Below are 11,447 nucleotides of genomic sequence, written 5' to 3' on the forward strand. Positions count from 1 at the left end.
GCCCTGATGCGTACGGTGATCCCATACCGACCGGAGGAACGGAAGGGGTGGGATCCGCCATGCCGGAACCACGGGAGACCGCCGTCTACACGCACGGGCACCACGAGTCGGTGCTCCGCTCGCACACCTGGCGGACCGCCGCCAACTCGGCGGCATATCTGCTGCCCGCGCTCGAGCCCCACATGAGGATCCTGGACATCGGCTGCGGCCCGGGCACGATCACCGCCGACCTCGCGGAGCTCGTGCCCGGCGGGCAGGTCACCGGTGTCGACCGGGCCCCGGAGATCCTGGAGCGGGCCCGCGCCACGGCGGCCGGGAGGGGACTGGACAACATCGACTTCGCCGTCGCCGACGTGCACGCCCTGGACTACCCGGACGACACCTTCTGCGTGGTCCACGCCCACCAGGTGCTCCAGCACGTGGGGGATCCCGTGCGGGCCCTGCGGGAGATGAAGCGGGTCGTCAGGCCCGGTGGCATCGTCGCCGTACGGGACGCCGACTACGCGGCGATGACCTGGTATCCGGCGTCCGCGGGACTCGAGGCCTGGCTGGACCTCTACCGCCGGGTCGCCCGGGCCAACGGCGGTGAGCCCGACGCCGGGCGCCGGCTGAAGGCCTGGGCGCTGCGCGCCGGGCTCACGGACGTCACGGCGAGCTCCGGGACGTGGACCTTCGCCACGCCTCAGGAGCGGGCCTGGTGGAGTGGGCTGTGGGCCGATCGCACCCTGGCCTCGACCTACGCGGACCGGGCCCGGCAGGGCGGGCACGCCGGTGAGGAGGAGCTGCGGGCCGCGGCCGGGGCGTGGCGCGAATGGGGCGAGCAGGAGGACGGGTGGTTCAGCGTGCTGCACGGAGAAATTCTCTGCAGAAAGGAAGCCTGAAACAGAATTTCGGGGACACCCTGAAAGCAGGAGGTCATATCATGGTTCCCATCCTGCTGGTGCTGCTTCTGGCTTTGGTTCTGTTCGGTGCCGGATTTGCAGTAAAGGTACTCTGGTGGATCGCGTTGGCGGTTCTCGTCCTGTGGCTGCTGGGATTCTTCGTGCGGGGCACGTCGGCAGCCGGGGGCCGGGGCCGGTGGTACAGGTGGTGAATTGACCCGCTGATTCAGCCCCCGTCGCGGGGCAGCAGCGGTCCGAGCGGCCCGAGGTCCAGATTGAGGTCCTCGGGCCGCAGTCCGTAGCGATCGCGCAGTTCGGCCATCCGCTCCTCGAGCAGCATCAGCGTGAGCCCGACCCGCTCCTCCTGCTCCTCGCTCAGGTCCCCCACGTCGAACCTGCGCAGCGCCTGGCGCTCCATGAGCTGGCGCAGCAGTTCCACCACCGTCAGCACGAGTTTGACCAGGTCACGTTCGACGGTGTCGGGCTCCAGGTCCAGCCGGCCGCGCTGCGGACGAGGGTTGGGCCGGGGGGTGGGACGGGGACTGTCGGCTGACGTCACAGCAACTCCTCGAACGGTGAGGACACCTGGGCGTTCACCGAGCTGATGAGCGCGTTGAGGTCGATCCGGACCAGGTCGACGTCGGCGATGCGCAGCGTGATGTCCCCCGTGATCACGACGCCGCCGGCGAGCAGCCGGTCGAGCAGGTCCACGAGGGCGACCTCACGGCGTTCCACTATGGTCAAGGCTTCTCTCCGTCGGTCATGTGGCCTCCCCGGCGTCCCCGGCGCTCCCGGCGAACGAATAGGCCGCCCAGGGGCCGGTGAGTTCGATGCGCATTCCGGGCGCCTCGCCCTTCGTGCGGTCCACCAGTTCCACGAATTCCTCGGAATTGGCGCGCGGCACCAGATATGCGGCATTCAATACGTTCCGCCCGGTCGCCTTGGAAAGGGCGGGATTTTGCGGCGGGTGCAGCCGAGAATCCTCCGCGAATGCGGAAAGGCTTTCGTGCAGTCGGGTCGAGAAATGCTCGGCCTTCTGCCACATGTCCTCGTGCGACCTGGTCTGCTGGCGCCGCTGCCGCAGATAGTCCCGGCCCGACGCGGGTTTCTGCGCGGGCCGGGGACTTTCCTGCTGTTCGGACTCGGCGTACACCTTCACGCCCCACTCGACCCGGCCCTCCAGCCGGTCGAGAGTGCGCCGGAAGTCCTCCTCGCGGGCCTCCATCATCATCCGGACCCCGCTGTCGTCGCGGAAGACGGTGCCGAGCCGCAGCGGCAGCGGGGTCGTGACGGTGGTGAGCGCGTCGATCACGCCCTGGTGGGCACGGGCGGTCTCGGTGAGCCAGTCCAGGTCCTCCAGATGGGCGTGGAGCGGTTCCTCGGCGAAGTCCCGCTCCGGCACATGGCTGACCACGGCGACGAGACCGTGATGGGTCAGCGCCCGGGGCGGATCGCCCGCCACCCCCGACAGCTGGGACTGGAGCGGCGTACCGAAGGGGCGACAGACGGCGTAGACGTACCGCAGTCCGGTCACGGGGCCTCCTTCTTCTCCGCGCGGCCGGGCTCCAGCTCCTCCAGCCGGGCCAGCCTCTCGCGCAACTCGGCGTTCTCACGGGTCAGTTCATCACGGCGGGCCCGCGAGCTCAGGTTCGGGTCGCTCTCCCACCAGTCGATGCCCATCTCCTTGGCCTTGTCGACGGAGGCGACGATGAGCCGGAGCTTGATCGTGAGGAGTTCGATGTCGAGCAGGTTGATGCGGATGTCGCCCGCGATGACGATGCCCTTGTCCAGCACCCTTTCCAGGATGTCGGCCAGGTTGGCACTGCTCCCCTGGCCGTAGGGTTCGGGCATCCTGCTGGGCGTCGTCATCGCCGGCTCCCTGCCTCGGCTTCCTCTTCGTCGTACTCGTCGTCCTCGTACTCTGCCTCGGGCTCGTCCTCCGCCTCCTCCTCCGGCTCGTCCTCTTCTTCGTATTCGCCCTCAGCTTCGTCCTCGTCCTCGTACTCGCCTTCCGGCTCCTCTTCTTCCTCTTCCTCGTACTCGCCCTCGGGCTCCTCGCCCTCGGTGCCCTCCTCGGGCTCCTGCTCGGACTCCTCCTCGGAGAGCGCGTCCTCGTGGCTGCGGACGACCTCGCCGTCGCGGATCTCGCCGCGCCAGCCGTCCTCCGCCTCACCCTTGATCGTGATGAAGCGGACGAAATTCTTGAGGTCGAGCCGGGCCCGGCGGCCCTGGGCGCGCCAGATGTTGCCGGTCTTCTCGAAGAAGCCGGAGGGGTAGTACTCGATGACCAGCAGGACGCGGGTGAGGTCGTCGGTGAGCCGGTGGAAGGAGACGACGCCCTTCGTGCTGCCCTTGGCACCCTCGGAGGTCCACGCGATGCGGTCGTCGGGAATCTGCTCGGTCGTGGTCGCCTTCCAGCTGCGGTTGGACCACCAGACCTTCAACTGCCAGTCGGAGGTGGTGTCGTCGGCCTTGCTCGCGGCCTTGACACCCTTCGCGAAGGTGCTGAAGTCCTGGTACTGGGTCCACTGGTCGTACGCCGTGCGCAGCGGTACGCCGACATCGATGTGCTCGATGATGACGGTGGGCTTGTTGCCGGAACGGCCCTTGCCCTTGCCCTTGCCGCCGAGACCCTTGAAGGCACCTGTGACCTTGTCCTTGAGGCGCGAGCCGCCGGTCTCCAGTGCGGCTCGCAGCGGCCCCTTGCCCTCGGCGATCTTCTTGCCGCCGTCGAGGGCGAGCTTGGCGAAGCCGGGGCTGTTGCCCTCGGCGATGTCGTTCAGCTTGCCCGTGGTCTCGCCGAGCTTGCGGCCCACGCCGGTCAGCATGCGCGTGGCCTGGGCGGCGAGGTACTCCTGCAGCTCGGCCTTCAGCCGGTCGGCGGCCTCGCTGTGAGCCACGTCGGCGAGTGGGTTCTTCGTCGCTCCGTTCGCGGCGGACTTCGCCGATCCGAGGGTGTCGGTCATGCCTCACCGCCTCCCTTCGGCAGCCGGGACCGGGCGCTGCCGCCACGGCTCCCGGAGGTCGACTTCTTCGCGGCCGTGGTCTTCTTCGCCGCCCCGCTCCGGCCCGCCGTCTTCTTGGCGGGCGCCTTCTTGGCGGGAGCCTTCTTCGCAGCCTTCTTCGCAGGCGCCTTCTTGGCCGCCTTCTTCGGGGCCGCCTTCTTCGCCGCCCGCGCCGGCTCCTCGTCCGCCTCGGGCTCCTCGTCCGCCTCCGGACCGGAGTCCTCGGGCTCCTCGTCCTCGGCGTACTCGTCCTCGGCGTCGTCGTCCTCGCGCCCGCCGGGCACCGCGCCCGTCAGCTGGTCGCGCACCTGGGCCGTACGGCCGTGCAGCCGGTCGGCGAACGCGTCGAGCTGCCGCTCGACCATGGCACCGGAGGCCGCCTTGCCGACACCGCGCAGGTCCCCGCGCAGCTGCTCCCCGATCTCCTTGAACTGCGGGTTGTTCCGCAGCTGCTGCTGGACCAGCTCCGCGACCATGCGCGGGCTCAGGTTCAGCTTCTTCCCGGCCACCAGTCCGCCGACGGCGATCGCCATCTTCAGCTTTTTGGTACGTCCCAGGAGGTATCCGGCCCCCACCGCGAGGCCCAGTCCCGTTCGGTTCATTGTGCCGTCCCTTGTTGGCCTGTTCCCGCGCTCCCGCGCGAAGCGGTCTCCAACCGGTCGAGGAGTTCGTCCTCACGACGGTCGAACTCCTCCTCCGTGATCTCTCCGGCCTCCAACTGCTCCTCCAGGCGGGCCAGTTCGGCCTGGACCGTGGCGGGGTCGTAGTAGATCCGCTCGGCCTCCTGGAGCACCTGTCTGATGGCCCAGGCGCTGCCGCGCACCGGTGCGAGCGGCAGCAGCAGCACCTCGGAGATCAGACCCATGTCGTCACCCCGCTCCGGTGGTGTCCGTGCCGCTCGCCACGGTGCCCGCCGGCTCGGCCGGGCCGGGCTCGACGAAGCTGTACGGCGGCAGCGGGCCGTTGACCCGCACCTCCAGGTGCGGCATGTCCTTGCGGGCCTGCTCGACCGCGGCCAGGAAGTGCTCGGCGGACTCGCGGTCCACCAGGTACGACACGTTGGCCAGCCAGCCGGTGGACTCGGGGCCCGTGCTCACGTCTTCGGCGGCCGAGTCCAGGGCGCCCCGGAGTGCGGTGGCGTCGTCGGCCTCCCTTGCCTTGACCGCGGCAGCGACCAGCTCGCCGAGCCGGATCTTGTCGTCGTAACTGCCGCCACCGGACTGCCGGTTGGCCTCGGCGAGACCGCGGATGTCGGGGCTCTCGGCCATCACCTGGTGCAGAACGGCCTCTTCGACGTGGTTGGCCTTGACGTTGTACTCGACCCGGCCCTCCAGCGCCCGCAGACGTTCCTTGTAGTGCTCGGCACGCTCGGCGAGCACCCCGGTGATCGAGTTGTCGTCCGGGGCGACGCTGCCGAACCGCATGGGCAGCACACAGCCGGCCGCACCCGCCTCGCTGAGCACGTTCTGGTGGGCGAGCAGGTCCCTGCGCTTGGGCCGCAGCCCCTCGGGCGCCTCACTGACGACGGCCGCGAGCTCACCCTCGCGCAGGATGCGCACCGGGCGGGGCGGGTCGCCCACACCGCCCATGCCCTCGGGCAGCGCCGGGTGCGCGCTCGCCGCGATGCCGTAGACGTAGGTGCTCACTCCTGCTCCTCCTTCCGGCGGGACGCCGTGCTCTTACGGGCGCGCGGACGGGACTCGCCCTGGCGCTCGGAGCCCTCGTCGCGCGCCTGCTTGAAGGCGTCGGAGATGGTCTCGGCGGCGCCGGACAGCGCCCCCTTGGACTTGCCGCGCGCGCCGGACTCGGTCATCTCCCCGACCAGGTCGGGCAGGCCCGGGTCCTTGCGCGGCCCGGCCTCGAGGTCGAGCCGGTTGCACGCCTCGGCGAAGCGCAGATAGGTGTCGACGCTGGCGACGACGACGCGTACGTCGATCTTCAGGATCTCGATGCCGACCAGGGAGACTCGCACGAAGGCGTCGATGACGAGCCCCCTGTCCAGAACAAGTTCGAGCACGTCGTAGAGACCGCTGCTGCCGCCTCCGCCGCCGGTCTGCTGTGCCGGTACGACAGTCATGCCGGGTGTTCCTCCTCGTGTGTGGGTGCGGGTCCGGTCGGGCGGCCTAGCGGCCGCCGGGCCTGCGCGCGTCGGATCGACCGCGTTCGTAGCGGCGGACGCGCCGGTAGCCCGTGAGCTGCCCCTCGGCGTCGAGCTCCACCTGGTAGCTCGCCATCAGGCTCATCGTGTCGGGCACGCGCTCGAGTTCGAGGACCTCGACCTCCAGCGCCCAGCCCTCGTCGGTCTGCTCGAAGGACGACACGGATTCGGCTTCCATGCCGGTGAGCTCCGCGAGCTGGCCGCGCGCCTGACGCAGCACGTCCATCGGGCTCGGCCGCTTCCGGGCCGCCTGCTTGTCGTTCGATTTGCTCGAATTCTGAGAGTCCTGGGATTCCTGTGAACTCTGTGACTCTTGCGTGTTTCTTGTGTTCGACATGGCCACCTCCCCCTCCGTGTGGCCGCAAGTGTGTTCGCCAAACCTCTACGGGCTCATGCATCTGCCACCCACCGGGGAGATCCCGGAGGGCTCAGCCACGCAGGGCGTGGAGGCGCCGCCGGGCCGGTCCCAGCGCCCGGCCCCGGCCGAGCAGGCCGGACCAGGGGTTGGTGCGGGCCTGCTCGACGGCGTCGGCGACGGTGTAGCTGCGGGCGTTCAGCTCCGGGTCGTCGAGCTGGTCCCAGGTGATGGGGGTCGCCACGGGCGCGCCCGGCCGGGGCCGGACCGTGAAGGGCGCGACGGCGGTCTGGGCGTAGGCGTTGCGCTGCACGTCGAGGTAGAGCCGCTCGCCGCGGTCCTTCTTGCGGGCGGCGGTGGTGAGCCGGTCGGGGTGGGCGTCGGCGAGGGTGTCGGCGACGTCCCGGGCGAAGGAGCGCACCTCGTCGAAGTCGTGCCTTCCGTTGAGCGGCACGATCGCGTGCAGTCCGCGGGAGCCGGTGGTCATCAGCGCCGAGGGCAGCTCCAGCTCGTCGAGCAGCTGCCCGAGCAGCCGGGCGGCCTCGCGCACGGCCTCGAAGTCGTCGCCGGCGGGGTCGAGGTCGAAGATCAGCCGGTCGGGGTGGTCGACTTCGTCGGCGCGCGACAGCCAGCGGTGCAGGGTGATGCTCGCCTGGTCGGCCAGGTAGAGGAGGGTGGCGGTGTCGTCACAGACGGTGTGGCAGACGGTGCCGCCCTCCTTGGACAGCTCGACGCGGGTGATCCACTCCGGGTAGTGGTCCGGGGTGTTCTTCTGCATGAACCGAGGGCCGTCGATGCCGTCGGGATGCCGCTCCAGCATCAGCGGACGGCCCCGCAGGTGCGGCAGCATGAAGGGCGCCACGGCCCGGTAGAAGTCCACCAGATCGCCCTTGGTGTACTCCTTGGCGTCCCCGCCGCCGGGGAAGAGCACCTTGTCCGGCCGGTGGACCGTCACGGTACGGCGGCCGGCCCGCACCCTGCGCGTGCCGTCGCCGCCGCTCACGGCACGACCGCCTCCTCCACCAGCAGCCGCCCGGCCGCGGCGATCGACTCGGCGTCGATGCCCGCGGCGTGCAGCGCCTCGGCCGGGGACGCCGAGCCCGGCATCGACCGCACCCCGAGCCGGACCAGGCGCGGCACGGGGCGCCCGTCGGTGAAGGCGTCCAGGACCGCGTCCCCGATGCCGCCCTCAGGATGGTGGTCCTCCACGGTCACCAGGCAGCCGGTCTCCTCGGCGGCCCGGCGCAGGGTGGCCCGGTCGACGGGCTTCACGGAGTACAGGTCGATCACCCGCGCCTGGATGCCCTCCCGCTCCAGGGCGTCGGCGGCGGCCAGCGCCTCGTGCACGGTGACGCCCGCCGCGACGAGGGTCAGCCGGTCACGCCCGGAGGAGCGCAGCACCTTGCTCCCGCCGACCGGGAACTCCTCGTCGGGGCCGTAGAGCACCGCGCTCTCGCCGCGCGAGGTGCGCAGATAGCGGACGCCCTCCAGGCCTGCCATCGCGCCGACCAGCCGGGCGGTCTGGTTGGCGTCGCACGGGTACAGCACGGTCGAGCCGTGCACCGCCCGCATCATCGCCAGGTCCTCCAGGCCCATCTGGCTGGGACCGTCCTGGCCGATGGCGACGCCTGCGTGCGAGCCGACCAGGTTGATGCCGGCGCCGCTGACGGACGCCATCCTGATGAAGTCGTGGGCCCGGGTCAGGAAGGCCGCGAACGTGGCGGCGTACGGCATCCAGCCGCGGGCGGCGAGCCCGACCGCCGAGGCGACCATCTGCTGCTCGGCGATGTAGCACTCGAAGTAGCGGTCGGGGTGCTCCTTGGCGAAGAACTCGGCACGGGTGGAGTCGCCCACCTCGCCGTCCAGGGCGACGATGTCGCCGCGGCCAGTACCGAGCGCGGCGAGTGCCTCGCCGAAGGCGTTGCGGGTGGCGACCTCCTCGCCCTTGTCCCACTTGGGGAGTTCGTAGTTCCCGGTGTGGACGGCGTGCAGCATGCGGGCGGCTGGCGGTTCCTGCACCGATACGCGGATGTCGCGCGGTCCGCCGAGTTCGGCGATCGCCTCCTCGGCGTCCGGCAGCGGCTTGCCGTGCAGGCCCTCGCGGTCCTGGACGCCCTCCACGCCCTTGCCCTTGAGGGTGCGGGCGAGGATCGCGGTGGGCTGGCCCTTGGTGGAGGCGGCCTCGCCGTAGGCACGGTCGACGGCGTCCACGTCGTGCCCGTCGACCTCGATGGTGTGCCAGTCGAAGGCCTGGAAGCGGCGGGCGTAGGCGTCCAGGTCGTGGCCGTGCCGGGTCGGGCCGCGCTGGCCGAGCCGGTTGACGTCGACGATCACGGTGAGGTTGTCCAGGTGCTCGTACCCGGCGTGCTCGGCGGCCTCCCACACGGATCCCTCGGCCAGCTCGCTGTCGCCGCACAGCACCCATGTGCGGTAGCCGGTGCGGTCCAGCCGCTTGCCGGCCAGCGCGATGCCGACTCCGACCGGCAGGCCCTGCCCGAGCGAGCCGGTGGCCGTCTCGACCCACGGCAGGCGTTGCGGTGTGGGGTGTCCTTCGAGGCGGCTGCCCAGCTTGCGGAAGGTGAGCAGTTCCTCGTCGTCGATGGCGCCGGCCGCTTTGTACGCGGAGTACAGCAGCGGCGAGGCGTGTCCCTTGGACAGCACGAAGCGGTCGTTGCCGGGGTGGGCGGGGCGGTCGAAGTCGTAGCGGAAGTGGTGGGCGAGCAGCACGGCCATCAGGTCGGCCGCGGACATCGAGGACGTCGGGTGCCCGGAGCCCGCGGCGGCGGCTGCGCGGACACTGTCCACGCGCAGCTGCATGCCGAGATCGGTGAGTTCACCGGTGTTCATGAGTCTCCTTTCGCGGAGTCGTCCGGCGGGTCGGAACGCTTGACGGGGCCGGGGGCGATATCGGGTCCCGGGGGTGGTTGATCGTCAGGGGGCTGCGGATCGGGCGACGGCTGGTTCTTGGCGGGCTCGCCGCCGGGCTGGCTCCGTGCGGGCTCACCACCCGGCTGGTTCTTTGCAGGCTCGCCGCCGGGCTGGTTCTTTGCGGGTTCACCACCGGTCTGGTTCTCGGCGGATTCACCGCCGGGCTGGCTCCGCGCGGGCTCACCACCCGGCTGGTTCTTTGCAGGCTCGCCGCCGGGCTGATTCTTTGCGGGTTCACCACCGGGCTGGTTCTCGGCGGATTCACCGCCGGGCTGGCTCCGCGCGGGCTCGCCACCCGGCTGGTTCTTGGCCGACTCGCCACCAGGGTGGTTCCGCGCAGGCTCACCCCCCGGCTCTCCCCCAGCAGCCTCACCGCCAGGCCGGCGCCCGGTCTGTGTGTCGCCGAGTGGTCCCTTCGCGGGCTTGTCGGTGGGCCAGGTCCTGGTCGGCTCTCCGCCCGGGCGGCCCTTGGCGAGCTCCGTTTCCGAGCGCCGCTGCGCGGCCCCGGATCCAGGCCGCACCTGCGTCGCCCCGGATCCGGGCTGCCCCTTCGCGGGCTGGTCTCCGGCCCGGTCCGTCCCGGACCCGGTGCCGGTCCCCCCGTCGTAGGTGTCGGCCTCGATCGCGGCGCCCGGCCCCGAGCGGGCGCTCGCCTCCTGCCGCGTCCCGGGCCCGCCCGGCACCCGGGCCACCTCCGGCGACGACGTGTCCAGGGGCACGGACCAGGACCGTACGAGCCCCAACTGCACGGCCTGACGCGGCAGTACGGCGTCCAGCAGCCAGTCGGCCGCGACCCGGACCCGGTTGCCGGGCATGGCGGCGAGATGGTAGCCACGCGTCACCGCACCCGCCGGCACCCCGGACAGCGCCACGCCGAGCGGATTGGCCGCGGCCTTCGCACCGCCCAGGTCGACGACGAAGCCCAGGTCGCGATGGCGGTAGGGCTTGCGCTCCCCGCCGAGTCCCAGCGACGCGGCGACGTTCTCGGCCGCGACCTTGCCGTGCCGCCAGGCGTGCTGCGCGGTCATCGGCGTATAGCTCCCCGGCTTCTCCAGATCGGGCACCGCCGCCGCGTCACCGCACGCGAACAGCTCCGGCCGCCCCGGCACCTGGAGGTGCGGATCGACGAGCAGCCGCCCCTTCTCCAACGGCAGCCCGAGGGACTCCACCAGCGGATCGGGCCGTACGCCCACGCACCACACCAGCGTCCGGGTCTCGACGAACTCGCCGTCGGTCAGCATCACGCCGTCGTGCGTGGCCTCCTTCACGGAGGTCCCCATCCGTACGTCCACGCCCCGCTGCCGCAGCACACGGTCGGCGGTGGAGGAAAGCTTCTCGTCCATCTCGGGCAGGACCCGCTCCGCCACGTCCAGCAGGATCCAGCGCGGCCGCATGCCCTGCCGCAGCGGATGCTTGCGGACCTGCGCGTCGGTGAACATCTGTCCGTGCGCGGCGACCTCGGTTCCGGTGTATCCGGCGCCGACCACGACGAAGGTGCAGCGCGCGGCGCACGACTTCGGGTCCTCGGCGACGGCTGCCAGCTCCACCTGCCGGGTCACATGGTCGCGCAGGTACAGCGCCTCGGGCAGCCCGCGGAAGCCGTGCGCGTGCTCGGCGACGCCAGGGATGGGCAGCAACTTGTTGACGCTGCCCGCGGCGAGCACCAGCCGGTCGTAGGCGAGCGTGCCGCCGTCCCCCTCGGGGCCGGTGTAGTGCAGGGTGCGTCCGTCGAGGTCGATCCCGTCGGCCTCGCCGAGCACCAGCCGCACCTGGGGCAGCGTGTCGGAGAGGGAGACCGTGACCCGGCGCGGTTCCAGGATGCCGGCGGCGACCTGGGGCAGCAGCGGCACGTACAGGAAGTAGTCGGTCGGGTTGACCAGGGTGATGTGGGCCCTGCCCCGGGTCTGCCGGGCCAGGGTGCGTGCCGCGCGGTAGCCGGCGAAACCGGCACCGACGATCACGATGCGGGGTCGACTCACGGTTCGCCTCCGGCGCTGTCGCGTACCTCGGGAGCCTTCCGCGTCCCCCTGGCCAGGGCACCCAAACGTCCGCCGGGTCCCTCTCGGGCGGAACGCCGCCGGTTTCCGGACCGGGGCCCGGGTACCCGGTGCGGGACACGG

15 protein-coding genes are annotated in these 11,447 nt (G+C 71.3%); 2 read left to right on the plus strand and 13 right to left on the minus strand.

Features of this window, described 5'->3' with window-relative positions:
- The first annotated feature begins 59 nt into the window (after positions 1 to 59).
- Both AC07DF_RS38185 and AC07DF_RS38190 read left to right on the plus strand, forming a co-directional pair.
- Positions 60 to 881: a class I SAM-dependent methyltransferase gene (locus AC07DF_RS38185; RefSeq protein WP_478981609.1), complete on the plus strand. Its 822-nt coding sequence runs from the start codon at positions 60 to 62 to the stop codon at positions 879 to 881.
- Positions 882 to 922: 41 nt separating this feature from the next.
- Entirely contained in the window at positions 923 to 1,093 is a 171-nt protein-coding gene (locus AC07DF_RS38190; protein WP_020270859.1) for a hypothetical protein, read from the plus strand.
- 14 nt (positions 1,094 to 1,107) lie between these two features.
- On the opposite strand, the gene AC07DF_RS38195 is transcribed toward AC07DF_RS38190, so the two are convergent.
- From AC07DF_RS38195 to AC07DF_RS38255, 13 genes are all read right to left on the minus strand, one after another.
- Positions 1,108 to 1,440 (minus strand): gas vesicle protein K, encoded by a 333-nt coding sequence (locus AC07DF_RS38195; RefSeq protein WP_478981612.1) that lies wholly within the window; start codon positions 1,438 to 1,440, stop codon positions 1,108 to 1,110.
- The gene (locus tag AC07DF_RS38200) at positions 1,437 to 1,625 is read right to left on the minus strand and encodes a gas vesicle protein (RefSeq protein WP_478981614.1); all 189 of its coding nucleotides are present in this window, start codon (positions 1,623 to 1,625) and stop codon (positions 1,437 to 1,439) included. The genes AC07DF_RS38195 and AC07DF_RS38200 overlap by 4 nt, the downstream gene beginning before the upstream one ends.
- 16 nt (positions 1,626 to 1,641) lie before the next feature.
- Complete coding sequence (locus AC07DF_RS38205; protein WP_478981616.1) at positions 1,642 to 2,415, minus strand: GvpL/GvpF family gas vesicle protein; 774 nt, start codon at positions 2,413 to 2,415, stop codon at positions 1,642 to 1,644.
- Positions 2,412 to 2,750 (minus strand): gas vesicle protein, encoded by a 339-nt coding sequence (locus AC07DF_RS38210; RefSeq protein ID WP_193476942.1) that lies wholly within the window; start codon positions 2,748 to 2,750, stop codon positions 2,412 to 2,414. Before AC07DF_RS38210 ends, AC07DF_RS38205 begins: the two co-directional genes overlap by 4 nt.
- Positions 2,747 to 3,847, minus strand: coding sequence for an SRPBCC family protein (locus AC07DF_RS38215; RefSeq protein ID WP_478981619.1), 1,101 nt, complete (start codon positions 3,845 to 3,847; stop codon positions 2,747 to 2,749). The genes AC07DF_RS38210 and AC07DF_RS38215 overlap by 4 nt, the downstream gene beginning before the upstream one ends.
- Positions 3,844 to 4,488, minus strand: coding sequence for a DNA primase (locus AC07DF_RS38220; RefSeq protein WP_478981621.1), 645 nt, complete (start codon positions 4,486 to 4,488; stop codon positions 3,844 to 3,846). The genes AC07DF_RS38215 and AC07DF_RS38220 overlap by 4 nt, the downstream gene beginning before the upstream one ends.
- Positions 4,485 to 4,751 (minus strand): gas vesicle protein GvpG, encoded by a 267-nt coding sequence (locus AC07DF_RS38225; RefSeq protein ID WP_478981623.1) that lies wholly within the window; start codon positions 4,749 to 4,751, stop codon positions 4,485 to 4,487. Before AC07DF_RS38225 ends, AC07DF_RS38220 begins: the two co-directional genes overlap by 4 nt.
- A 4-nt stretch (positions 4,752 to 4,755) precedes the next feature.
- Complete coding sequence (locus tag AC07DF_RS38230) at positions 4,756 to 5,532, minus strand: GvpL/GvpF family gas vesicle protein (RefSeq protein WP_478981626.1); 777 nt, start codon at positions 5,530 to 5,532, stop codon at positions 4,756 to 4,758.
- The gene (locus AC07DF_RS38235) at positions 5,529 to 5,963 is read right to left on the minus strand and encodes a gas vesicle structural protein GvpA (protein ID WP_478981628.1); all 435 of its coding nucleotides are present in this window, start codon (positions 5,961 to 5,963) and stop codon (positions 5,529 to 5,531) included. The genes AC07DF_RS38230 and AC07DF_RS38235 overlap by 4 nt, the downstream gene beginning before the upstream one ends.
- A gap of 46 nt (positions 5,964 to 6,009) precedes the next feature.
- Complete coding sequence (locus AC07DF_RS38240; RefSeq protein WP_478981882.1) at positions 6,010 to 6,381, minus strand: gas vesicle protein GvpO; 372 nt, start codon at positions 6,379 to 6,381, stop codon at positions 6,010 to 6,012.
- Between the two features lie 91 nt (positions 6,382 to 6,472).
- Positions 6,473 to 7,402: a non-homologous end-joining DNA ligase gene (gene ligD, locus AC07DF_RS38245; protein WP_478981630.1), complete on the minus strand. Its 930-nt coding sequence runs from the start codon at positions 7,400 to 7,402 to the stop codon at positions 6,473 to 6,475.
- Positions 7,399 to 9,246: a transketolase gene (locus AC07DF_RS38250; RefSeq protein WP_478981632.1), complete on the minus strand. Its 1,848-nt coding sequence runs from the start codon at positions 9,244 to 9,246 to the stop codon at positions 7,399 to 7,401. Before AC07DF_RS38250 ends, ligD begins: the two co-directional genes overlap by 4 nt.
- Entirely contained in the window at positions 9,243 to 11,306 is a 2,064-nt protein-coding gene (locus tag AC07DF_RS38255; RefSeq protein WP_478981634.1) for an NAD(P)/FAD-dependent oxidoreductase, read from the minus strand. Before AC07DF_RS38255 ends, AC07DF_RS38250 begins: the two co-directional genes overlap by 4 nt.
- Positions 11,307 to 11,447: the final 141 nt, after the last annotated feature.

Source organism: Streptomyces sp. NPDC044719 (assembly GCF_056433405.1).

Coding starts and splice junctions, on each gene's coding strand:
- AC07DF_RS38190 (WP_020270859.1), top strand. CDS start 923: ATGGTTCCCATCCTGCTGGTGCTGCTTCTGGCTTTGGTTCTGTTCGGT.
- AC07DF_RS38235 (WP_478981628.1), bottom strand. CDS start 5,963: ATGACTGTCGTACCGGCACAGCAGACCGGCGGCGGAGGCGGCAGCAGC.
- AC07DF_RS38250 (WP_478981632.1), bottom strand. CDS start 9,246: ATGAACACCGGTGAACTCACCGATCTCGGCATGCAGCTGCGCGTGGAC.
- AC07DF_RS38210 (WP_193476942.1), bottom strand. CDS start 2,750: ATGACGACGCCCAGCAGGATGCCCGAACCCTACGGCCAGGGGAGCAGT.
- AC07DF_RS38215 (WP_478981619.1), bottom strand. CDS start 3,847: ATGACCGACACCCTCGGATCGGCGAAGTCCGCCGCGAACGGAGCGACG.
- AC07DF_RS38225 (WP_478981623.1), bottom strand. CDS start 4,751: ATGGGTCTGATCTCCGAGGTGCTGCTGCTGCCGCTCGCACCGGTGCGC.
- AC07DF_RS38240 (WP_478981882.1), bottom strand. CDS start 6,381: ATGTCGAACACAAGAAACACGCAAGAGTCACAGAGTTCACAGGAATCC.
- AC07DF_RS38220 (WP_478981621.1), bottom strand. CDS start 4,488: ATGAACCGAACGGGACTGGGCCTCGCGGTGGGGGCCGGATACCTCCTG.
- AC07DF_RS38185 (WP_478981609.1), top strand. CDS start 60: ATGCCGGAACCACGGGAGACCGCCGTCTACACGCACGGGCACCACGAG.